This is a genomic window from Brevibacillus nigriterrae, assembly GCF_049846925.1.
Taxonomy (GTDB): Bacteria; Bacillota; Bacilli; order Brevibacillales; family Brevibacillaceae; genus Brevibacillus_H.
The window spans coordinates 81133-103361 of sequence record NZ_JBNCMT010000015.1 but is presented as its reverse complement, the minus strand read 5'-3'; the positions used below and the strand labels follow the sequence as shown (position 1 = coordinate 103361).

Annotated in this window: 20 protein-coding genes; 11 read left to right on the top strand and 9 right to left on the bottom strand. The window is 45.9% G+C overall.

All coding sequences use genetic code 11. The features are described 5' to 3' along the window. Positions 1-31: 31 nt before the first annotated feature. From ACPW7N_RS12985 to ACPW7N_RS12975, 3 genes are read left to right on the top strand one after another with little or no spacing between them, the layout of a single operon-like run. Entirely contained in the window at positions 32-562 is a 531-nt protein-coding gene (locus ACPW7N_RS12985) for a cbb3-type cytochrome c oxidase subunit II (protein WP_425651518.1), read from the top strand. A gap of 6 nt (positions 563-568) precedes the next feature. Continuing rightward, a complete protein-coding gene (locus ACPW7N_RS12980) occupies positions 569-1018 on the top strand; it encodes a c-type cytochrome (protein WP_425651517.1) in 450 nt (149 codons plus the stop codon). A gap of 15 nt (positions 1019-1033) precedes the next feature. Then, complete coding sequence (locus ACPW7N_RS12975) at positions 1034-1543, top strand: hypothetical protein (protein ID WP_425651516.1); 510 nt, start codon at positions 1034-1036, stop codon at positions 1541-1543. Positions 1544-1641: 98 nt separating this feature from the next. Here the strand turns inward: ACPW7N_RS12975 and ACPW7N_RS12970 are convergent, their stop codons facing one another. The 4 genes from ACPW7N_RS12970 to ACPW7N_RS12955 form a co-directional block, all read right to left on the bottom strand. Then, complete coding sequence (locus tag ACPW7N_RS12970) at positions 1642-3357, bottom strand: AMP-binding protein (RefSeq protein WP_425651515.1); 1716 nt, start codon at positions 3355-3357, stop codon at positions 1642-1644. A 166-nt stretch (positions 3358-3523) separates the two neighbouring features. Further along, positions 3524-4531: an LCP family protein gene (locus ACPW7N_RS12965; protein ID WP_425651514.1), complete on the bottom strand. Its 1008-nt coding sequence runs from the start codon at positions 4529-4531 to the stop codon at positions 3524-3526. Between the two features lie 403 nt (positions 4532-4934). After that, positions 4935-6110, bottom strand: coding sequence for a thiolase family protein (locus ACPW7N_RS12960; protein ID WP_425651513.1), 1176 nt, complete (start codon positions 6108-6110; stop codon positions 4935-4937). Between the two features lie 26 nt (positions 6111-6136). Next, entirely contained in the window at positions 6137-7066 is a 930-nt protein-coding gene (locus tag ACPW7N_RS12955; protein ID WP_425651537.1) for a 50S ribosomal protein L11 methyltransferase, read from the bottom strand. A gap of 144 nt (positions 7067-7210) precedes the next feature. Between ACPW7N_RS12955 and csaB the strand changes: the two genes are divergently transcribed. Further along, entirely contained in the window at positions 7211-8320 is a 1110-nt protein-coding gene (gene csaB / locus ACPW7N_RS12950) for a polysaccharide pyruvyl transferase CsaB (protein WP_425651512.1), read from the top strand. A gap of 45 nt (positions 8321-8365) precedes the next feature. Continuing rightward, positions 8366-9214: a class I SAM-dependent methyltransferase gene (locus tag ACPW7N_RS12945; RefSeq protein WP_425651511.1), complete on the top strand. Its 849-nt coding sequence runs from the start codon at positions 8366-8368 to the stop codon at positions 9212-9214. A gap of 77 nt (positions 9215-9291) precedes the next feature. Here the strand turns inward: ACPW7N_RS12945 and ACPW7N_RS12940 are convergent, their stop codons facing one another. Next, positions 9292-9852, bottom strand: coding sequence for a biotin transporter BioY (locus ACPW7N_RS12940; protein WP_425651510.1), 561 nt, complete (start codon positions 9850-9852; stop codon positions 9292-9294). Positions 9853-10003: 151 nt separating this feature from the next. On the opposite strand from ACPW7N_RS12940, the gene bioB reads away from it, so the two are divergent. Beyond that, positions 10004-11002, top strand: a complete 999-nt coding sequence (gene bioB / locus ACPW7N_RS12935) for a biotin synthase BioB (protein WP_425651509.1) — start codon at positions 10004-10006, stop codon at positions 11000-11002. 93 nt (positions 11003-11095) lie between these two features. Here bioB and ACPW7N_RS12930 read toward each other — a convergent pair whose 3' ends face one another. Further along, the gene (locus ACPW7N_RS12930; protein WP_425651508.1) at positions 11096-11860 is read right to left on the bottom strand and encodes a GNAT family N-acetyltransferase; all 765 of its coding nucleotides are present in this window, start codon (positions 11858-11860) and stop codon (positions 11096-11098) included. Between the two features lie 128 nt (positions 11861-11988). Beyond that, the gene (locus ACPW7N_RS12925) at positions 11989-12345 is read right to left on the bottom strand and encodes a YmaF family protein (RefSeq protein ID WP_425651507.1); all 357 of its coding nucleotides are present in this window, start codon (positions 12343-12345) and stop codon (positions 11989-11991) included. A gap of 563 nt (positions 12346-12908) precedes the next feature. Here ACPW7N_RS12925 and ACPW7N_RS12920 point away from each other — a divergent pair. After that, positions 12909-13472: an LOG family protein gene (locus ACPW7N_RS12920; RefSeq protein WP_425651506.1), complete on the top strand. Its 564-nt coding sequence runs from the start codon at positions 12909-12911 to the stop codon at positions 13470-13472. A gap of 57 nt (positions 13473-13529) precedes the next feature. Here the strand turns inward: ACPW7N_RS12920 and ACPW7N_RS12915 are convergent, their stop codons facing one another. Beyond that, the gene (locus ACPW7N_RS12915) at positions 13530-15167 is read right to left on the bottom strand and encodes a putative polysaccharide biosynthesis protein (RefSeq protein ID WP_425651505.1); all 1638 of its coding nucleotides are present in this window, start codon (positions 15165-15167) and stop codon (positions 13530-13532) included. Between the two features lie 157 nt (positions 15168-15324). Between ACPW7N_RS12915 and ACPW7N_RS12910 the strand changes: the two genes are divergently transcribed. Further along, entirely contained in the window at positions 15325-16704 is a 1380-nt protein-coding gene (locus ACPW7N_RS12910; protein ID WP_425651504.1) for a phenylacetate--CoA ligase family protein, read from the top strand. Positions 16705-16714: 10 nt separating this feature from the next. Here the strand turns inward: ACPW7N_RS12910 and murJ are convergent, their stop codons facing one another. Next, positions 16715-18250, bottom strand: a complete 1536-nt coding sequence (gene murJ, locus ACPW7N_RS12905; RefSeq protein WP_425651503.1) for a murein biosynthesis integral membrane protein MurJ — start codon at positions 18248-18250, stop codon at positions 16715-16717. 149 nt (positions 18251-18399) lie between these two features. Between murJ and ACPW7N_RS12900 the strand changes: the two genes are divergently transcribed. The 3 genes from ACPW7N_RS12900 to ACPW7N_RS12890 are packed head-to-tail and all read left to right on the top strand — an operon-like array spanning position 18400 to position 22179. After that, a complete protein-coding gene (locus ACPW7N_RS12900) occupies positions 18400-19707 on the top strand; it encodes an O-antigen ligase family protein (RefSeq protein WP_425651502.1) in 1308 nt (435 codons plus the stop codon). Between the two features lie 5 nt (positions 19708-19712). Then, positions 19713-21356 carry a hypothetical protein gene (locus ACPW7N_RS12895; protein ID WP_425651501.1) on the top strand — a complete coding sequence of 548 codons (1644 nt, stop codon included), beginning with the start codon at positions 19713-19715 and terminating at the stop codon, positions 21354-21356. Then, the gene (locus tag ACPW7N_RS12890) at positions 21349-22179 is read left to right on the top strand and encodes a hypothetical protein (protein ID WP_425651500.1); all 831 of its coding nucleotides are present in this window, start codon (positions 21349-21351) and stop codon (positions 22177-22179) included. The genes ACPW7N_RS12895 and ACPW7N_RS12890 overlap by 8 nt, the downstream gene beginning before the upstream one ends. The last annotated feature ends 50 nt before the right edge of the window (positions 22180-22229 follow it).

Sequence of the window (22229 nt, the reverse complement as noted above, 5' to 3'; positions counted from 1 at the left end):
CACTATCGACAAGCGAAAGGAGAGGTAGTCTTTGGCACAAAAAGAGACGAGTATTACCCCTTTCATCATCGGCTCGATGATTCTGTGGATGACTGGTGCTCTTGCAACCGTATATTTGCCATTTTTCGATGAAACCATGGTAAAACCGAATGCCAACGCAGAAGCACGGCACTACAAACCCGATTCAGCAGAATATCGTGGTCGGGAAATCTATATTCGTGAAGGCTGCCACACATGCCATACCCAATACGTCCGTGCAGTTAAAGCAGATACAGCATTAGGCCCTGTATCCGTACCTGAGGATTATTACTATGATTCTCCTGTGATGCAAGGTACGATTCGCACGGGTGGCGATCTCATGTGGGTGGGTAGAAGGACCAGTCCCGAGTGGCATCGAAAGCACCTGGAGAATCCCCGCAGCGTCCTTCCGGGAAGCATTATGCCTTCCTATAATTATTTGACGCCACAGGAAACAGATGACCTAATCGCTTATTTAATGAGTCTTAAACCTGCTCCGTCCACGGCAGGAACCACTTCTCTACCAGCAAATAACGGACGGTGATGATGGATGACGACGGAGAAAGACGATCTACAAAACAAACAGAAAAAGAAGGATTTGACCCACGAGAAATACCACGAGGTTTCTGGCATTCGCATGGGAAATGCAAAAGTTCCCAAATTCCTGATCACCGTGTACATCGTTTTAGGAATCTGGGGCTTGGGGTATGCTACTTTCGCAACTCCCATCAATGATCGCTTGGAAACCAGCGGCCCTGGCGGGAAAACCAATGCACCTTATGATGGTGCTACACTCTTTCAGCAAAATTGCACTTCGTGTCATAACGTTACGAAAGAAAAGCTTGTCGGGCCTGGTCTGGCAGGAGTTTCTCAACGTCTGAATGACGACGAGTTGCAAAAAGTGTTGTTAAACGGGCGTGGCCCGATGCCAGCATTGCCCAATCTTGGCCTGGATAGACAACAGGTAGAAGCGATCTTTAAATATCTTAAAACTCTGTAGGAGGTGTGGCACGGGATGAAACCACATATTATTGCTACCTTCCGGACACCTGATCAGGCAGAGCAATGCTTTTATGCACTGCAAGCCTATGTAAACCGTGAAGATGTATCGATCGTGCAAATGACGGATGACAAGTCCACTTCACGAGATTTAAGCGCTGACACTGTGGCGGATGGAATTGGGTACGGTGCTCTGGTAGGTGGAAGTATCGGACTTGCGATCGGCATGAGCACCCTCTTGATTCCTGGACTTGGGCCTATTTTGGCAGCCGGTCCGATCATCGCTACATTGGCGGGAGGAACAGCGGGCGGAATTGCCGGCGGATTCATTGATCTGGGAATTAATCGTTACAGGGCAGAAGAGATGGCAGCCCATGTGGAAAGAGGATTGGTGGTGCTTACTGTCGCTGTACCAAATCCATCACTGCGTGATTCGATCACCGATACGTTGCGAGTTCATGGTGCTATCGATATTCATGATGAGGATGTCGAGATTTCGGAGGATGTGGAGACTCCACGTCTGTAATCATTTCTCCAGCCATGACGAGGTTACACATGGCAGGATCACCAGTACATAAATAAAACAAGCGGTGTCTCCCGGAGAACACCGCTTTCTTTTTATACTTACTCCGCTTTGGATTGGGCAGAATGTGCCGCTTGTTCTGCCTCCATTTGCTTCTTGCTCTCTTCCTGCAAATGACGCCGCAGCACTTTTCCGACCATTGTTTTCGGCAAGTCTTCACGGAATTCATAGAGGCGAGGCACTTTGTATGCAGCCAGACGTTTGCGACAGAACTGATTCAACTCATCTTCGGTTATGTCAGTATCCTTTTTCTTTACGATAAATGCTTTGACTGTCTCTCCACGGTATGGATCAGGAACACCGACAACCGCTGCTTCTAGTATAGCAGGATGCTCGAACAGAACTTCCTCCACTTCACGTGGATAGATGTTGTAGCCACCTGCAATGATCATGTCTTTTTTACGATCAACAATATAGAAATATCCGTGTTCATCCATATAGGCCATGTCGCCAGTCAACAACCAGCCATCTCGCAAAGTTGCACTGGTCTCTTCTGGACGATTCCAGTAACCAAGCATTACTTGCGGTCCTTTGACAGCCAGCTCGCCGACTTGGCCGAGCGGCAATTCTTCGCCTGATCCCGGATCGACAATTTGGCAATCAGTATCCGGCCATGGCAAGCCGATACTGCCGCTGACACGTTTGCCCCAAATCAGGTTGGCATGCGTAACCGGAGACGATTCAGTCAGTCCGTACCCTTCAACCAGTTTGCCGCCTGTCAGCTCTTCAAAGCGCTGTTGAACTTCCACTGGCAACGGTGCAGAACCGCTGATACAAGCCTCAATGGAGGATAAATTATAATTTTTCAAATCAGGATGGTTAATGAGTGCAATATACATGGTAGGCGCACCCGGGAATAACGTAGGTTTTTCTTTATGAATCGCTTCGAGAATCTGCTTCACGTCAAAACGAGGTATGAGAATGGTTTCACCCGCAAGCAAGATACCCATGTTCATCACCGTGGTCATTCCATACACATGGAAAAACGGCAACGCACCTAGTATTTTTTCTTTTCCTGGTCTCAATTTGTACAAAATCGCCTTGCATTGTGTTGCATTGGCAACGAGGTTTTTGTGGGAAAGCATAACTCCTTTGGCTACACCAGTTGTCCCTCCCGTGTACTGCAGAAGAGCCAGGTCTTTCTCAGGATCAATATCCACCTTCATCGGTGTGGGAGCGCTTTCTTTTACAAGTGAAAGAAAAGATTCAACACCATTCCCGTACTGAACCTGCGGATTTTGTCCCTGTTTGCGTTGAACAAACGGATAGAACAGCTTTTTGATAAAAGGCAAATAATCACCAACACTTGTAACAATGACGTTCTTCACCGCAGTGTCTGGCTTTACCTTCATAACACGATTGAACAAAAGATCGAGTGTAACAATTGTCTCTGCGCCCGAGTCGGCAAGCTGGTGGGTCAATTCCCTTTCCGTGTAAAGCGGATTGGTTTGAACCACAACAGCACCTGCAAACAATGCCCCATAAAAAGCAATCACTGCCTGAGGGCAATTCGGAAGCATGACTGCCACACGGTCACCTTTTTTCACGCCAAGTTTCACTAATGCGTGTGCAAACTGATAGGATTGATTCAACAGTTCTGAAAATGTGAGTCGTTTACCCATGTAATGTAGAGCAATGTTGTTAGGAAACTCCTTTACCGCCTGCTCTAAGAAGTGCGTGAGAGGAACACGGGGGTATTCCAATGACGCTGGGATTTCTTGGGGGTAACTGGCGATCCAAGGCTTGGCAATTGACATAATAATTCCCTCCAATCCTTTGAATAGCTCACTTGTCCCGTACGATACACATTCATAACATCTTCCTACCCTTCATTGTAGTCTAAATATATGAAGTTTTCCAACAAAAAATAGTTTGAAAATGCAAAAAACTCAACATTTCTTTTGAAACGTCGAGTTTTGGAATTTAATCAGCCATTTCCTGTTTGATTCTGGCATGAATTCGTTCTTTTTCCTTATGAGGCACCAGGTAATACCACCCTCGGATTCCATGTCTCCAAATCCGTTCATCCGCACCCTTTAAGGTGTCTGTCTCTAGGTTGTTATCTTTGGGATCATAGTAGGAAATCAGCAAGGAGGCAATCTCCTGTTCGGTCAGATCGGTTTTAACATGCTGTCCCATGACATCCATCAGTTTGAACGCTTTCACGAATGCCTGAACAGAATCTCCTTTGTTTGCCAATGCTCTCATCAATTCCTGCTGCCGGGAAATCCGATGATAGTCGCTGTCGTCTGGCCCGATGTCACTTTTTCGATAGCGTGCATAATCAAGCGCTTGCTTGCCGTTCAAGGTTTGCTGCCCTGGTTTCAGGTCGATATATGTGTCATCGGTCGGATCAGTATATTTCATTCTCTTTTTGACGTTGACTTCTACTCCGCCCAATTCATCGACAATTTTGCGGAAGCCGTCGAAGTCAATTGTCATGTACTTGTCTATCTTGATATGAAAGAAGCTTTCCAATGATTGCTTGACCAGTTTTGGACCACCAAAAGCCATTGCATGGTTTACTTTATCGTACCCTCTTCCTGGCAAATGCATAAAACTGTCTCGAGGAATGGATAGTAGGTAGGCACGCTGCTTGTCCGGATGCACAGTAGCCAAAATCATCGTATCGGATCTGGCCCGCTCCCCGTCCCGACTGTCAATCCCGATCAACAGGAGAGTGAAGGGCTTGAGTGGTGCCGGCTTTTTGAGTAGTTCCAAAATCGGCTGCTTCGTAATGGTGCGAGGTGGTTCTTCTGCCTGAGCTCGCAATGGCTCTGAATTACCTGTGAGCGGTTCATACCAGTCACGAGTCATTTGATTAAATGAAAATGCAGTATAGGCTGCGATGCCAAAAATGGTTAGTCCCACAGACAGGAAGATGTATCCGAGAATACGTCGGGTGCGATTCGAAAAAAATGAACGACTCATTACCAGTAACCAACCTCCCGGATAACGGTAAGTTATAATCAAGTTTAAAAAGGAGGACAAACAGGGCCTCGTAGGTCAAGGCGCGGAAGTCGTGAGGTCGACTAAAGACACCAACGTCCTGTTGGAACGTCGACACTACCACGTCCTGTGGGGCGCACCGGAACGTAGGTAGACTACGTGAGCAGCGGAGCGGCGACGGTCGGCTAAAAGCGCCAACATCCTGTTGGCAATGCCGACACTTGCACATCCTGTACGGCGCAACCGAGATACGACGGCAATGTTTCCCGGACTTTTTAAACTTCCTTCGTAAAAAGGAAAGAAATCCCCATCTTGGCATAGTCCATGATGGGGTCACTTCCATTCTTACCGGATTCGGCAGGTTTTATTCAGTTAATGGATCAAATCACGGACGTTCGAGGATCATTGTCATTCCCATACCGCCGCCCACACATAACGTTGCCAAGCCACGCTGAACATCACGACGTTTCATTTCGTGGAGCAAGGAAACGATAATTCGGCAACCTGTGGAACCAACCGGATGTCCTAATGCGATGCCACTACCATTGACGTTGGTAATTTCACGAGGCAGCTCTAGCAGTTTTTCAACAGCCAAATACTGTGCTGCGAACGCTTCGTTCACTTCAATTAAATCGATATCAGCAAGGGTAAGACCTGCTTTCACCAATGCTTTTTGTGTGGACGGAACGGGGCCGTAACCCATCAATTCTGCTTCTACACCAGCCCAGGCATAGGAAACAATTCGTGCAAGTGGAGTTAGTCCGAGGGCTTGCGCTTTGCTTTCTTTCATTAACATCACAGCAGATGCACCGTCGTTCAGACCAGATGCATTTCCAGCTGTAACAGAACCGTCATCACGGAAAGCGGGGCGAAGTGCAGCCAGACTCTCACGAGTGATGTCTTTGCGAGCATGTTCATCCGTATCAAAGAGGATGGTCTCCTTCCGCTTTTTCAAAGGCACTGGGATGATTTCTTCACGGAACAGCCCGCTTTCGATGGCACGGATGGCATTTTGATGACTGCGGTAGGCAATTTCATCCTGCTCTTCTCTCGTAATGTTGTACTTGTCAACAAGCCGTTCAGCCGTTTCACCCATTAAGATGTTGTGATGCGGATCAGTCAACAGTTCCCACATGGCATCTGTCATTTCCCCGTGCATCAATCTTTTGCCCCAACGAGCATTTTTGAGCACATAGGGAGCATTACTCATGCTCTCTACACCACCAGCTATCACAACCTCAGTGTCACCTAGCAAGATTTGACCAGCTCCGCTTACGATCGCCTGCATCCCGGAGGAGCACTGACGCTGAACTGTGAGTCCGGTTACTTCTTTTCCTAGACCAGCGTCGATAGCAGCCGTTCTTGCAATGTTTGGCTCGTCAGTCCGCTGAATACAATTTCCTAAAATCACTTCGTTGATTTCCGTCGGATCAATGCCTGAGCGTTCAATAACCCCTCGTATAGCCACTTCCGCCAGTTTGCGAGCGCTTACATCTTTGAGCGAGCCACCGAACGTACCAATTGGTGTTCGGCCAGCAGCGACGATTACTACAGAATCCACCTGTCACTCCCCCTATGAAAAACAAATTATTTTTTATTTTCGCACAACCTGGTTACAAGTGTCACCCACTCATCACTTGTCTTTTCATCAAGCAGCTCAAAACCTGCATCACGATAAGCTTTTTCTACCATTTCACGATTCCATGTGACCATTCCTGATAAAATAGCCATTCCGCCTGGTTTCAAGGATTGGAGCACGACGGGAAGCATCGCTACGTCTTCATCTCCACCGATGTTCACCATGACGAGGTCAACCTCTGTTGGGAGCAAAACAGGTTCAACCTCTGAGAGCGGGTCGCCAATTATGATTTCGACTGTTTGTGGAGATAACTGATTTAACTGGAGGTTTTGATTGATTTGCCAGTCTGCTTCCGGATTGATATCCACAGCATAGACAGGAGTTGCCGCCCCCAGCTTGGCACACAAAATCGACAAGATACCCGAGCCTGCTCCGATGTCGAGAACTCGCTTGTGGTTCAGGTTCATTTTTTGCAAAAAGCGCATGATGTCTTGTGTTGTTCCGTGGTAGCCTGTACCAAATGCTGCACCTGGATCGATCCACAGGATGTTTTTTCCCTGTTCCAGCTCATCTTCGGGGGTCCATGAGGGAGCAATGATCCAATCATCTACGGTGACTGATTGGAATTCTGCTTTCCATGACTCATTTTCTTCTTCAACCAGCTCATGTGCTATACAGGCTGCCTGTTCGCCCCATTGGGAAAGAAACTGGCGAAAGCGACTTACTGCTTCTTCCACTGTATCCGAATCAGATAACGGCTCGAAAACAAACCCTAGATACGGCTTGTCTATTCTTGTTGCGTAATCATATCCGTTATCCGTTAAAATGACGTCAAACTGCGGTTCCGTCCACCCCAATGTATAGGAACTTTCCAGTATGGTATAACCAAATTCCTCTTCGATCTCTTGTGCGATGACAACTGTGTATTTTACCCACATTGATGACACGAAACGTTCTCCTTTCGACATTTGGCAGATGGATTTCTTTACTTCCCTATCTTTTTTCTATTATACTTGAGGATGTGCCAACTTGAAATTAAAGCAGAGATTCACGCTGATTTATTGAAGAAAGAAGGTTCTCACATGCCGCGAATTCTCATCTCCGGTTACTATGGTTTCAATAATGCCGGGGACGATGTCGTACTCTATGGAATCATCTCCTCGCTTAGACGGGAACAACCGCATATTTCGCTATCTGTCCTGTCTAATCGCCCGGAACTCACGACATCCTTGTTTGGGATTCCCGCATTTGATCGTTGGAACTTGCGTACGATTGTTCGTGAATTAAAGCGATGTGATTTACTAGTGATGGGTGGAGGCACGTTGATGCAGGATGTGACGAGTCCACGTAGCGTTCTCTATTACTTAGGGATTGTCACGATTGCCAAAATGCTGGGAAAGCCAGTGGTTTTCTATGCACAAGGCTTTGGGCCCATTCTCAAATCGTTCAGTCGCTTTATGATAAAACAAGTTGTCAATCTCGTCGATGTCATCACTGTGCGTGATTATGAGTCAGGAGAAGACTTCAAGCGATGTGGTGTCACTCGTGCTCCTTTGTATGTGACGGCAGATCCGGCCATGACGATTCATCCTTCCGATATACCTGCCGAGAGAGGGAGAGAGCTTCTTCAAGATTTGTTCGACGACCTAACTCGCCCGTTGATTATTTTTTCTGTTCGGGATTGGAAACAGGAGCAAGCTTTCAAATCAGTGATTGCCGATGCTGCTGATTCTTATGTGCAAAAAGGCTGGAATGTCTTGTTCCTTCCTATGCACTATCCTAGTGATGTAGCCCCTTCCCAGGAGATACTTGCTCAAATGAAAGAAAAGGGTGCTGCCATTATCGAAGAGCACATTTCCTTTCACGAGATTATGAGTGTGTTAAAGCATAGCACCTATGTGGTTGGCCTTAGACTCCACTCCTTGATTTTAGCCAGTATGCTGCAGATTCCTTTCACGGGAATATCGTATGACCCCAAGATTGACAGGTTCGTACAGCGTGCGGGTATGCCTTGTGCTGGTCATATTACACAGTTGGATTCCCTTCGCTTTATCACATTGTTGCACGAGCGAACGGACAACCTTTCCCGAGAAAAGCAAATCGTTATTGAAAATTCCAAACTCCTTGCCAGGGAAGCGATGAAAAGCAGTGAGCTTGTCCTGCAAGCATTGGAACAAAAACCAATCAAGTGATTACATTAAGCACTTATCCATCCAGCAAGAGGAGGACGATGGATCTTGTCTTTATCATCGAATTTACTAGTTTCACTCAACAAGCTGTTCCCTCTCCCCGTGCATCCGTTCAATCTGGCGAATGACGGGAGAATGAGCTATACGGAATGGCAGTTTGTCAAAGGAGAACAAACCATTCAGTTCTTCCTTCCCTATCATTCGCAAGAGCAAATGTTCACAGACAAAACGGTCCTCGATATCGGCTGTGGCGGCGGGGGAAAAACCTGCTATTATGCCACATTCCGCCCAAAGAAAATTATCGGGATTGATATTGTGCCACACTATGCAGAAGAAGGAAATGCCTTTGCCCGTGAAAAAGGACTCGCAGATATTGCTGAGTTTATGACGGGTGATGCTTCTCAAATGCCTTTTGCTGATGGAACATTCGATACGATTATCATGAACGATGCCATGGAACACGTCGATCAACCAGAAAAAACGTTGGCTGAATGTTTCCGTGTTTTGAAAAAGGGTGGACATTTGTACATTAATTTCCCGCCTTACTATCATCCGTACGGTGCGCACTTGTCCGATGCGATCGGAATACCGTGGGTCCACTCCCTGTTTTCTGAGCAAGCCATGATTGATGCGTACAAACAGCTTGTCAATCATTTGCCAGACGGTAAGGACCGCATCTCCTTCCGCATTAGCCGTAAAGCCGATGGCCGCGAGTACTTCTCTTATATCAACCGGATGACGATTGCCCGCTTCCGCCGTATTCAAAAAGGCGTAACACAACCAGCCGTTTATCAGCAGGAAGTACCACTTCGTAACGTTGTCGCTGGATTGGCCAAGCTTCCAGGTCTGAGAGAGTATTTTGTGAAAATGGTCATTTGCGTGTATCAAAAACAATAATTGGACGTTTGCTTGTATGACAAAAGAACCGTAGAGAGATTCTACGGTTCTTTTTTTCTATATTGAGAAGACCATTGCTAGTTTTCAAACTTCTGAATCGGTCGAAGTCCGGTATTGGCTAAATGATGGATGATTTTTACGCCAAGCATGGAAGCAAGAACCAGCTTGATACTATCTGGAATGACAAAAGGCACGACACCCCATTGAAAAGCTGTTTCCCACGGTACATTCAACACAATCTTTAGTTGTGAAACGCCACCCGCATAAATGATCAAAAGACCCAACAGATTGGCGAGAAAGGCTTTCCACACCGTAATCCTGCCCTGTTCAAAAATCCAGCCAATCACATAGGCTGCTGGAACAAATGCCAGCAGATAACCTCCCGTCTTCCCGACAATCGCTTGCAGCCCGCCTTGAAAACCGGAAAAAACCGGCGCTCCAAAAGCACCTAGCAGCAGGTAGCCAAGAGCAGATATCGCTCCCCACCTCTTGCCTAATAGCATTCCCATCAGGCTAATAGAAAAAATCTGCAATGTAAAGGGAACAGGTCCTAGCGCTATTCTGATTTGTGCGCAAACTGCGGTGATAGCTACAAAAAGAGCGGCTAGTATCATCATTTTGGTCTGGTCTTTCTGCATGGTTATTTCAACTCCTTTTTGTCAACTTTCTTTGCTTTTTGGTTAACATTTTAAAAATATGTAATAGTAACTCATGGGTTAGTATGGTAGACTGAACAATAAATGTCAACCAATTTTATTTTTAAGTTAACAAATAAAAGGAGGTTCTATCGTGGTGACTGTGGTTTATGCAAGGGATTGGAGTGGACTGGCAAAAGAAGTGATCGGAGGGCGCCCTATTACAAGAGAAGAAGCTTTATCCATTCTTCATTCCCCGGATGAACAGCTTCTTGAAGTATTGCAAGCGGCATATTTGATTCGGAACACCTATTTTGGTAAAAAGGTCAAACTCAATATGATCATTAATGCGAAATCAGGCTTATGCCCTGAGGATTGTGGGTATTGCTCCCAGTCGATTGTATCGGAAACACCAATTGACACCTACTCCTGGCTTACCAAGGAAAAGATTGTAGAAGGAGCTCAGGAAGCGATTCGACGAAAAGCAGGTACATATTGTATTGTGGCATCAGGACGAAGACCCACTGATAAAGAAATTGAGCACGTGATTGGTGCTGTAGAGGAAATCCGTGCTACGACCGATCTGAAAATATGTTGCTGTCTTGGTTTTCTAAATGATACACACGCAGCCAAGCTTGCTGCTGCAGGCGTTCATCGATATAATCACAATCTGAATACGAGTAAAGAGAATTACAAAAACATTTCCTCCACCCACACCTACGAAGACCGAGTAGAAACCGTCATGCAGGTGAAGGAAGCAGGAATATCTCCCTGTTCTGGTGCAATTTTCGGCATGGGAGAGTCAGATGAAGAAGCGATCGACATCGCATTTTCCTTAAGAAATTTGGATACTGATTCGATTCCATGCAATTTTTTACATGCAATTGAAGGAACTCCGCTAGAGAATCGTACAGAATTGAATCCACGTCACTGTTTGCGGCTTTTAGCGATGATGCGATTTGTCAACCCAACGAAGGAAATTCGCATTTCAGGAGGTCGTGAAGTGAATCTGCGATCACTGCAGCCATTGGGTCTATATGCGGCAAATGCTATTTTTGTAGGTGATTATTTGACAACGGAAGGACAGGAGCCTACGAAAGATTGGGGAATGATTGAAGATTTAGGGTTTGAGATTGAGATGTGTGCCCTCTAAACCACTCACAGGCTGTCGTACAGGATCACGGCAGCCTGAAAAAAACATGGGTATTCTGTGGGAAAGACTTTTTTTGCGGACAGTGTTCTGTTATTAATTAGCCGTCAATACACGATAATGATGCTTCGATACGGGAGAAAAGCCAATCTGGCGATATAGATTCACAGCCGCTGTATTATTCTGAATGACCTGAAGAGCCAGGTTGGTTGCTCCTTTCTCCGCCGCCCAATCAGTAAGAGCACATACCAGTTGAAGTCCTACGCCCTTGCGACGATGTGTTGGCGAAACGATGATGTTACTAAGTATTGCCCAGCCTTGATCGACGACAACGGTGCCAAGTCCAATCGTTTCTCCCTTTTCACAAATGCGTACGAAGCTTTTGGCTGCTTCAATTGCCGAGAAAATATGCTGATAGGCTGGAATGCGTACGGAAGGAAAGTCTTCTAATTGGATGAAATCTCGTATCCACTGCTCGTCCGCTTCTTCGGCAAAAACAAAAGTGAACCGATTGTCTTTCTCTATACGGCTTGAAACCTCCGTAGCGTCTGCTGTCATAATGAAGCATTCGAATACTTTTTCGTACCCTTGTGACTCTAGTATGCCGTCCAACTCTTCTGGAGATGAATCACTCACGTAGTAACTAGCAGGGATTTTGCGGCTATGATAAAATTCTTCTATTCTTCGCATCCAATCCATATTATGTGGGAATGGCCCAATCGCATAGACACTGTTTGCTCTCTTGGTGATCCCATAAGTCGCCCTCATCGTCCAAGCATCGAGCGGCACCTGTTCTAATGCTGGCCAAGCTTTCACGCACAAGTCCTCCAGTAACAAAACCTGCTCTCGATCTACTTGCATGTTTCTCCCTCCACCACACTTTTTCTGTGATTATAGCAGTCTCAGCAAAAAAAGTCTGATGAAATTATGCTTGTCCCACGAAAGCAGGGATAATACGCCTGCTTCCTTAAGACAAAGCCTCATTATGTTTAGACCAGAGGCTTTTGAATTAATGTTGCTAATTGAAATCTATGAACATGGCCATCGTTGAATGTTGTTACTCCTTTTGCAAAATGAACATGTTTTCCGTTGCCAACTTGGATAGCTGGTCCTGTAATGATACGAATTCTATGGAAGTGATTCAGAAAGTCTGTTTTCGTTTTTATGATATGCACATGACTGTCGCCTTTTGGAATTACTTGCCCAGTGACTCCAGCAAACCGGTGATTATGCCTGTCAGCACCTTCCTCTGCCAGTTTTGTGCTGCCGAGAAATTCATGTACATGAGTTTGCTGTTTTGAGCATCTCTTTTTAAGTGTCCACTTGAACCTGCAGTTACGAACCATTTGCTCAGCCCCTTCAACTAGGAATTGATACCATCTTATTTATGGGGGCTAAGACAAGTTCTAGGTAGTCGTTTATTTTAATTGGTGATAACGAGCGAAAATATTAAGGCGTTTTATGCAGATTGTTCGTCCACTCATCTTTGGCTGCATTTCATAAAATAGAATATTAACGAATGAGGTGGTGATACCATGTTCTTTGGATGTTGCCGTCGTCGTCGTCGCCGTTGCTGCTGTCGTCCGCGTTGCTGTAACTGGAGTTGTTGTTAATCATTCTTAAGCCAGTCGTCTGTTTTCCCTCATAAGTAAAGAAACAGAAAAGCAGCTTAGTACTTTTTCATTCAAAGTACAAGCTGCTTTTCTACTTTCGGGTGGTGACATAAGCCTGCTTAACGGAACACTCTCAGGTCGAGCCCCTGTCTGAATACCGCATCCATTTATCCATTCGAATAACGGTTAAGCAGCATTCATCGTTTTTGCCTCCACTCTGACTAACTGTTAGTTTATCAATAAATAATATACAATAAAAAAGTTGGTATTTAGCATAATTGAATGGGGGACATCTCTTGAAAAGGTTAGCGGTTTTTTGCGGCTCAAGTTATGGCGCTTCTGACACATATAAAGAAGGTGCAATTCAACTTGGCAAAGTATTGGCAAAAAGAGGAATTACGCTTGTATATGGTGGTGCGAGCGTCGGTATTATGGGGGAAATTGCGAATGCCGTCCTGAAAGAAGGCGGGGAAGTAATCGGTGTAATTCCAAAAATGCTGGAAGATCGTGAAATCTCTCACCGCAACCTGACAGAGCTATTTATTGTAGATTCTATGCATGAGAGAAAGGCAAAGATGGTAGAATTGGCAGACGGATTCATCGCTTTACCTGGCGGGCCTGGTACATTGGAAGAATTCTTTGAAGTGTTCACCTGGGCACAATTAGGAATTCACCAAAAGCCTTGTGGTCTATTAAACATTAATCATTACTATGATCCGCTTGTTACTCTTTTTAACCACATGGCAGACCAGCAATTCTTGCAGGAAAAATACCGCTCCATGGCAGTCGTCGAATCTGATCCAGAAAGACTGATTGAAAAATTTTATACATATGAATCACCTACAGTGAAAACTTGGTAAAAAAAAAAGCAGCTTGCACTTTTCCTTTCAAAAAAGTACAAGCTGTTTTTTTATAGATTATCTCCGTAAACTGACTCCACGTTTTCGCAACGAATCCATTAATTGAAGAAATCTTTGGCCGCTTGGCAGCCACTCTACTTCTTTTCGCTCGATCAAGGGAACAACCAGTACCATTCCCAGATAGAAAATGAGGCCTACCGCTACCCCGGCAATCGTCTCCAAGGCACCGACAATTCGTAGACTCATCTGTCCATGACCGAGCAGGAACGTAACTCCCTCGGTTGTGCCCCATGCCAACAGAAGCATGGCATTGGCTACGATCAAAGGGTAGATAAAATCAAATTTCCAATGGAGTTCCACAGCCACCAGTTTACGAATTGCTCTGATATTCAGATAGCAGACGAATGCTGTTGAGATGAGCCACGACAAAGCCAACCCGTCAATACCCAGAATAGAGGTAAACACCAGCGTTGCAACAACCTTCATGCCAATCCCCCAGGACAAATGGAGTGCTGGCACCTTTTCCTTGCCTAACCCCTGCAAAATTCCATTGGTCGCGAGCAGTAAAGAGAGCGTAATGGCACTCACTCCCAAAATGGCCATTGCTCTCGTGCCTTCCGTATCACCATAAAGCGCAAGATTTGCCCCTTCTGCTACGGCGGTGAGTCCTAAACCAGCCGGTAGACCGATCAGCCAGGCAAACCGATAGGAAATACGAGTCAGAGCCTGAACTTCGCCTGTATCCCCCGACTGCTTCGCTCGAGCGATGGCCGGAACAATAGAAAGCGCAATGGAAGCACCAAACAGACTGGCTAATTGCAGTAACGGGCCACCCCTGCTGTAGATGCCAAACCACGAATCGGCTGTCATCCCGTCCACATGCCAAATATACCGAAAAATATTAATCGCTAAAAAGGAATCTACCAAACTGAATATCGGAATCACAAGCGCACTGACGCAGATCGGCCAGGAAATTTGCCACATTCTGAGATAAAAGGAGCGGTCTCCCCACCAGTCACGGTTACGCCAGCTACCTAGAGCAGGAACCGGATTTTTACGTTGGTGCCACAAGTAAAAGCCGATCAGAAGAAACAAGCTCATGGCTGTACTGATCATCGTACCAAAGTTGACTCCCGTAATGACAGAGTCAGTATCTTCTCCGATTGATACAAGGTACAGGGAAGCAATCAAAATAAAACCTACCCGCAAACTCTGTTCAACTACCTGAGAAACGCCTACCATCATCATCTTCTGATGACCGTAAAAATATCCTCGCAGCACAGCAATGAGCGGTACAAAAAGAAGAGAAAGCGAAATAGCCCGGATTGGTGAAACGAGATGTGGATTTCCCATGGCTAACGCAATCAAAGGAGAGCTAGCGTACAAAATCGTGAACAATACCAGACCGATCACGCCCATCATCAGCATGCTTCTGGCAAGGATTGGTTTCACTTCGCTCTCTCTTCCGTCAGCAAGTACCTCCGCAATCATCCTCGACAATGCGACTGGAACACCTGCTGTAGCCAATATTAAAAAGGTCAAATAGAGCGGATAGACCTCCTGGTACAATCCGAGTCCATTGTTTCCGACTATGCTTTGTAACGGGATCCGGTAAAACATCCCGATGATCTTGGACAATATGCCCGCAGCAGCGAGAATCAGTGCTCCACCAAGAAATTGACTTTTTTTACTCATTCGAAAATGCTCCTTATCCTAGCGTGGAGTTAAACTCCAAGCCCATACTACCCCAATTTTCTGACTGACGCAAGAATGCACCTCTCCCCTGCTTGGAAATACTGGAAACAAACGCCTTTTTCACAGGTAGTTCACCTGCTAGGAGAGATCAAATACTATGTCAGTTCACGGATGGATCATTCGCAATATTCAATGGCCAATTATGGAGAAACGCAAGGGAAATAAAATACGTTACTTCATGAAACAAATCCACCAAAATTCCTCTCGACCTTCACAAGAGCTGGAAAACATTCGCAAGGATAAATTGACAAAGCTGCTTTTACATGCTGCTCGCTCGGTTCCTGCCTATCAACGCTATCAAGATGAGGTGGAACGAGAGGTCAGCCAGCCTCACTGGGACCCATTTCACTATCTGCAAAAACTGCCAGTACTTACGAAAAAAGACTTTAATGCAAGTCCGGAAGAATTCATTACCAGAGGTATCGACAGATCTTCGTTACTTCCCAACCGCACAGGTGGATCGACGGGCGAGCCGACTCGGTTTTATCTGGATCGACACACAGTTGAACATTATGAGGCTGCCCGTTGGGTCGGATTGTCCTGGCACGGGATTCGAATTGGAGATCCTAGCGTCATGATCTGGGGCTCTCCGATTGAATTAAATCAGCAACAATCGGTTCAGTATGCACGCAAAGAACGGCTGCTGAAGAATCGTAAAATGATTCCGGCCTACGATCTTCAGGAAGACAAGCTTGCAGAGTACATTCGCATGCTGGAAGCATACAAACCCGTCTATCTGTACGGCTATGCTTCCGCCATTGCCTTATTTGCCCAACTCATCCGCAAACATCGTTTACAACCCCAACTGAAGTTGAAAGCCGTGATTTCAACAGCCGAAAGTCTGTTACCTGAGCAAAGAACAGTTATTGAGGACGTGTTCGGGTGTCCTGCTGTCAATGAATACGGGGCACGTGATGGTGGAATGATTGCCTATCAATGTCCGAATGGGCACATGCACATGTTTGCTGACCACTGTCTGGTAGAGGTAGTAGACTTGCGGACGAAAGAGCCTGTACCCCCAGGAAAGGACGGACTCATTCTGGTTACAGACCTGAACAATTACTCCATGCCTCGCCTGCGTTACCAGTTAAACGATGTTGTGACGGTATCACCAAAAGCTTGTTCCTGCGGCATGACTTACCCCATTCTCGAAAGAATCGAGGGCAGGGAAGATGATGTGTTTGTCAAACCAAATGGCGAATATGTCCATGGTCATTACTTCAATCATATCGCCAGAAATCTGGAAGGGATTGACCGCTTCCAAATCGTGCAACATGCCCCGGATGTCTTTACCTTGCAGCTTGTGAAACAACCATCGACCTATCGACCAGATGTTGCTGCCCGGTTTATCGATGGCATCAAGCAGTCTTTTGGAGAAGACATTCACGTTAGCGTTGCTTTTACGGATGAAATTCCCCCCGCACCATCAGGGAAAATTCGCTATGCCATTCGTGAATTTCCTTTACCACATGTGTAAGACAGAACGGTTAAGAGGCGCCTGATGCCTGTTTTTTGCGCAGCAGTTTCGCCACTATTTCTTTTAACAAAGGCTCCTTTAGAACAAGTAACGTCAAAAGATAAATTCCTGCACCAACGGTTACGCCAATTAATAAATGTAACCAGACGGGCAGTCCCAAGAGTAAGCTTTCTCCTCCGATGATCGCTGCACCCATCAAAGCGCTTGCGATCAATACTTTTATGGAGGTTACCCAGAAAGATTTGGTCAGGGGCTGTCCTACTTTTTTCCATAAGAATAAGTACAATACTACCGCTTGAAAACAGACCGAGATCGAATAACTGAGAGCAACACCGCCGTGATCCAAATACGGTGTGCTAATTATCGCAGTTAAAAGGTACAACCCAATGCCGAACGCCCCGATGATCACCGGAGTACGTGTATTTTCCAATGCGTAGAAAGCACGGGTTAGCATGTCTTGAGCAGCAAGTGCAAAAATCCCAAAGCTGTACATGACCAATCCCCATGTTGTCAAAGAGACATCCCACTCGTTAAAATTCCCCCCCTCGCGAACAAAGAAGAGGCGAATAATTTGTTCTCCGTACAAAATCATCCCGACTGTCATTGGAAGGAGCAGAATAAACAAGTAGCCAATCCCTTTTTCCAGTACGGCTTTCATTTGCCCAAGTTCTCCACGCTTCACATAACTCGCTAATAAAGGAAAAAGCGGAAGCGTAAATGCTGCTACAAAGAAAACCGTCGGAAGCTGTGCGATCTGTTTGGCATAGGAAAGAGCAGCTACTTTCCCGTCCCCCAGGTCATTCGCCAAAAACCGCTCCAAAAAGGTAGTAGCCTGGCTGATTGCAGAACCGATCAGAATCGGCACGACCCTCTCACCCATGCTGCGCAATATCTCATCATTTTGAAACCGTGTCCCTGTTTTCAACTGATAGCCAAATGAACGCACTGTCGGCAGCATTACGAGTGCCGTTGCCACGAATCCAAGTGTTGTCCCGATGGCAATCCCGTCTATCCCCCAAATAGGCACGAACAGGTAAAAGGCTAGAATAACAATCGCACCATTCGCTACACTGCCAAGCGTCGGTGTGAAAAAATGCTGGTGAGCATTACAAAAACTGGTCCATACCCCTGCTAGTCCAATAAAAATGGCAGATGGCCACATCCAGCGAAGCAGTTCAGTCGCTAAAGCACCTTTGGCTCCAGTAAGTCCCAGTATGGAAATGATCCATGGGGAAGCCCAGATACCGAGGGCAGTCAACGCGATAAACAGAAACGTGATAATGATGAGAAGCTGGTTGTACAGAAGCTTGGCCCTGTTCGTATCCGCTTTTTCCAGCAAGCCGCGCATCGTTGGAATCAACACCGCATTCAGTGCGCCTGGCACAACCAAAAACAATGTCATCGGTATGGTCAACGCAGTGAAATACGCATCCGCTTCCATCCCTGTTCCGTAGTAATCAGACATATAAATCGTCCTGATAAAACCGAGAAACCTGCCAATTACGGTTAATATCAATATCATTGATGCTGTCTTTACGATACCCATTGAAAAAAATCTCCCATCTCTTGCAAAACTATCTGTATCATATAGTATTTTCCGTGTGTCGACCAGTTTTTTAGCCCTTTTCTTGTAGAGACCTTAGTAGATACCGTATAATAGTTGAGTTAAACATTTTACTAGGGGGACGAGTCTTCATGGAACACTCAATGAGACGTCCAAAGAACGGACTTCCAATACAGCAAAGATTGCTATCGCTACTTACCGACTCTACCAATTGGCTCTACTTGCTTCTGTTTTATCCGATCATCGACTTCGTTTTACGGAAAATAATCCCGATTCCCATCGTGTCTTCTTTTTGGGATGACGGCGTGCTAGTTGTCCTCCTTGGCTTCGCTTTGCTCGCCTACTTTGTTAACGAGCGGCCACTTCCAGGGATCAAGCATGTGTTGACAGCCTTTTTTGTTTTGGGGCTCGCTTTGATGGTGAGCGACATGGATAACTTCAAGGTAAGTGTGGAAGGATTCCGTGCCATCTATGAGTACGTGCTTGCCTTTTTTGTCGGCTTTTATCTGATCAAATCTACTGATGACTTGAACAAGTACATCAAAGTACTTACGTTCGTCGGCTTTATTGTTGGTCTGATAGGAGTACTGCAAGTTGCCTTGGGCATTGAAACGACCCAAGGTTGGGTAAATGAAGGCGAAACGATGAAAACCAGGGCTTACTCCATCGTCACAAGCCCGAACGTACTCGGAAGCTATATGGCATTCATTGCTCCGATTGCCATGGGTCTGGTCTTGCAAAGCAAAACAACCAAAGACCGCTTGATTTGGGGCGCAATGGCGTTGATCGTCATCGCTGCTCTGCTCTTTACCGGTTCTCGTGGCGCATGGTTTGCGTTTGCCGCTGTTGTTTTGTTCGGATGCTCTTTGTGGAACCGAAAAATAGCGGTATATCTCTTGATTGCCGGAATGATCGGACTCGCAGCTCTATGGGCGCTGCCAGATAGTACGCCTTTGGTAGGCTCCGTCAAAAATCGAATCGAGACTTTGTTCTCAGCTGATTATTGGACAAAAAGTACGTCTGACGGTCGAATCAAACGATGGACCGATGCCTATAACCAGATGAGACTCGAACCGCTGTTCGGGGCAGGTCTTGGTCATCACGGTGGTGCTGTAGGTTACCGCCATTTTGGAACAATCTATACAGACAGTTATTTCTTTAAATCAATCGCTGAACTTGGGTTGCTTGGAATCGGATTGCTTGTCACGTTAGCTGTCATGATCATTCGCTATTGTCTGGCTTTGGTGCGACGCCTGACGAACACACCACATTACTTCCTGGCATTAGGTGTATTATGCGGCATGTTCGCCGTCTCCTTGCACAACCTGGTCGAAAATATTTTCGAAGTACCGTTCATGCTTATTTACTTCTGGTTGATCGGCGGATTCGTCGCTGGATTAATTGCTGAGAAAACCAAATCCTTTCCAGAAAAAAGGTGAATGCCATGCGCCAGATTTTTAAATTACAAACGCTCTATTGGGCCATTTACGCCCTAGCCTTGTTTCTGATTTATCATTTGATCGTAAAAATCGCCTTCCTTGAGGGCTCGTGGATCGCTCTGCTCATCTTTATTCCGTTGTCCCTGGTTTGCAGCCTCATTGTCAAACGGGATGATCGTAAAGCGTTTCTAGTTTTCACTATCGGGTTTCTTTTGCTTGATCGGTCATTGGTGCGGCTCGACGACAATACGATTGCCTCACTCATCCTGGGTGGAGCTTTCGCCATTCTTGTCATCGCACTGATTGCCCGCTTTTATGGAAAAGTTGCCTGGAATGCGATCCTTGCTCTCGTTTTGGTCGCAGTTGGTGTCAATGCCAGCTTCAATCGGGATAATCTGATGGCGCTCTCCAATTTCTATGTCAAATGGGAATCAGACCGTCTGTACAATGGAACATGGGTCGATTATTTCCCTACGACCTTATACGATGTGGATCACGATGGTCAGATGGAAGTGATTACGTACGGCAATGCCGAGGAACTGCCACTCCCTGAAGAAAAAGTGCCGGAAACAGATGCCGAAAAGAAGGAATTGGCGGAAAAACAAGTCACTTTAGAATCGGAACCCCTCTCTTTATATATTTTCCGTTGGGACGGAAACAAAATGGTGCGCATCCCGACATCTGCAGTGGCAGAAGCTGACCTTGCCAGAATCAAAGAACAGATGCCTGTTGATTACCCAGGATTCCCTTTCTATAAAATGAAAGACAATCAAATGGTTGCTAACGTACAGAGACAACCGTACACAGAAGCCATGCTTCAAACAGGGACAGGACCGCATCGCTCCTTCCTGTTAGACATGGGTAATATCGATCATCTGTTGACTTTGAATCACGGAGCTATGGATCAGCGTCAAAGTTTCCAAAAACCAAGTAAGTTCCAAAACATCCTGATCAAGGACGGAATTCTCTCTGGAACGTACGACACTCAACCGTTCCAGACACCTACTGACGCTACCAAAATTCTCGACACGATGAAGTTGATAGATGGACGAGAAGGGCTAATCGTATTGGGTGAGCATCTTGCTGTCCTAGTAAGTGCCAATGGTGGAATGGAGGAAGTCTACTCGCTCAATCGCAAGCAGGTAAATGGTCTCGCCACGAGTGAAGTGATTGTAGCAGATATCGATCACGATCAAGCCGATGAGCTGCTGATTGCCAACACGCCATCGTATATCCTGAAACCTACAGCGCAAGGAACATTCGAGATTCTGTGGGTTAGTAAAAACACAGAAAATGATTTGGACAAAAGTTTCCGTTTCTCCAATTTTGCAACGATCGGAAACGAAGCTAAGCCAGAGATTGTTGCCAAAGCCAAGAGCTGGGTTAGCGAACACGAACGCAGATACCTGACTGGTTATCAATACACTCCAGAGGGATTGGAGCAAACTTGGAGAATCTACCTCCCACTAATCAATGTTCAAGTCGGCAATATTGACGGTGATCAGGAGAACGAGATTATAGCAACGATTCATAATTCTCACCAACTGCTTGTGTTTGAGCGACATCAAATTCCTGTGCTGCCGATTGTCATTGCTATCTTCGTCGCACTCGTTGGTTACGGTGTGGTAAGGAGGTTTCGTCATGCGTAAGTTACATCTTGGTTTACTTGCTATCACCTCAGCAGCCCTGTTGGTAAGCGGGTGCACGTATGAGCCGGGTGTGAAGAGCTTTGCCAATGAGTTGAAGCCTGAGAAAGCAGAAGCGTCGGTCAATCAAACGGAGTCAGGTCTCGAGTGGTTCAAGGAATCGCTCAAGAACATGGAAACCAATCCGAAAGCACAAAAGTTCTGGTACAAAGGCTATGTGAAAACGACTATCCTCTCTCGTCAGACGAACAGCATGTACGACGGGATTGTTGTAAAGCCAGAAGGGTATCTGGTGAATGGGCGAATTGCTGCTCAGCCGTACCAATACCTTGTGCGTGGCGATAAACGTTTTATCAAAATTAAAGAGAACTGGCTGGTTGCCAAAGAAGAACCAATGCCTGTAAACGTCATGGCTGGCTATGAGGACTGGCTTCCTTTCCTCGATAAAGCAGTGCAGCTTGAGGATGAAAAGGTCTTGGGAACCATGTGCACTCCTTTCCAAATCAAAATGACAGGGGAAGAATGGCTGGCAAAGAGTAACAGTGATTTGTTTGCCCCACTCAAACAACAATTGGGCAATCGCTCTGACTTACAGCAAATCCTGAAAGACTCTACCATCAAGATGACTTTCTGGATTGGCAATGATGAAAAAGATAAAAAAGAAGGAAAAGATCGCTTGATTCATCAGTATCAGACATGGATTATTTTGCCGATTCCGGGCGCAGGCTACATGGATCAGGAAGTGCTGTATACCTTCTTCAAGTATGATGATCCGGGAATTAAACTGACTGAGCTGGATGAAGTAAATAAATATCTGCTGGAGTAAATCGAAATAGATAATTAAAAGGACTGGCAGCAAACAGACCACATTCTGTT

Bases quoted from the DNA above. Each gene is read 5' to 3' on its own strand.
- ACPW7N_RS12980 (WP_425651517.1), top strand. From the start codon at position 569: ATGACGACGGAGAAAGACGATCTACAAAACAAACAGAAAAAGAAGGAT.
- ACPW7N_RS12975 (WP_425651516.1), top strand. From the start codon at position 1,034: ATGAAACCACATATTATTGCTACCTTCCGGACACCTGATCAGGCAGAG.
- ACPW7N_RS12970 (WP_425651515.1), bottom strand. From the start codon at position 3,357: ATGTCAATTGCCAAGCCTTGGATCGCCAGTTACCCCCAAGAAATCCCA.
- ACPW7N_RS12965 (WP_425651514.1), bottom strand. From the start codon at position 4,531: ATGAGTCGTTCATTTTTTTCGAATCGCACCCGACGTATTCTCGGATAC.
- ACPW7N_RS12955 (WP_425651537.1), bottom strand. From the start codon at position 7,066: ATGTGGGTAAAATACACAGTTGTCATCGCACAAGAGATCGAAGAGGAA.
- csaB (WP_425651512.1), top strand. From the start codon at position 7,211: ATGCCGCGAATTCTCATCTCCGGTTACTATGGTTTCAATAATGCCGGG.
- ACPW7N_RS12940 (WP_425651510.1), bottom strand. From the start codon at position 9,852: ATGCAGAAAGACCAGACCAAAATGATGATACTAGCCGCTCTTTTTGTA.
- ACPW7N_RS12930 (WP_425651508.1), bottom strand. From the start codon at position 11,860: ATGCAAGTAGATCGAGAGCAGGTTTTGTTACTGGAGGACTTGTGCGTG.
- ACPW7N_RS12925 (WP_425651507.1), bottom strand. From the start codon at position 12,345: ATGGTTCGTAACTGCAGGTTCAAGTGGACACTTAAAAAGAGATGCTCA.
- ACPW7N_RS12915 (WP_425651505.1), bottom strand. From the start codon at position 15,167: ATGAGTAAAAAAAGTCAATTTCTTGGTGGAGCACTGATTCTCGCTGCT.
- ACPW7N_RS12910 (WP_425651504.1), top strand. From the start codon at position 15,325: ATGTCAGTTCACGGATGGATCATTCGCAATATTCAATGGCCAATTATG.
- murJ (WP_425651503.1), bottom strand. From the start codon at position 18,250: ATGGGTATCGTAAAGACAGCATCAATGATATTGATATTAACCGTAATT.
- ACPW7N_RS12900 (WP_425651502.1), top strand. From the start codon at position 18,400: ATGGAACACTCAATGAGACGTCCAAAGAACGGACTTCCAATACAGCAA.
- ACPW7N_RS12895 (WP_425651501.1), top strand. From the start codon at position 19,713: ATGCGCCAGATTTTTAAATTACAAACGCTCTATTGGGCCATTTACGCC.
- ACPW7N_RS12890 (WP_425651500.1), top strand. From the start codon at position 21,349: ATGCGTAAGTTACATCTTGGTTTACTTGCTATCACCTCAGCAGCCCTG.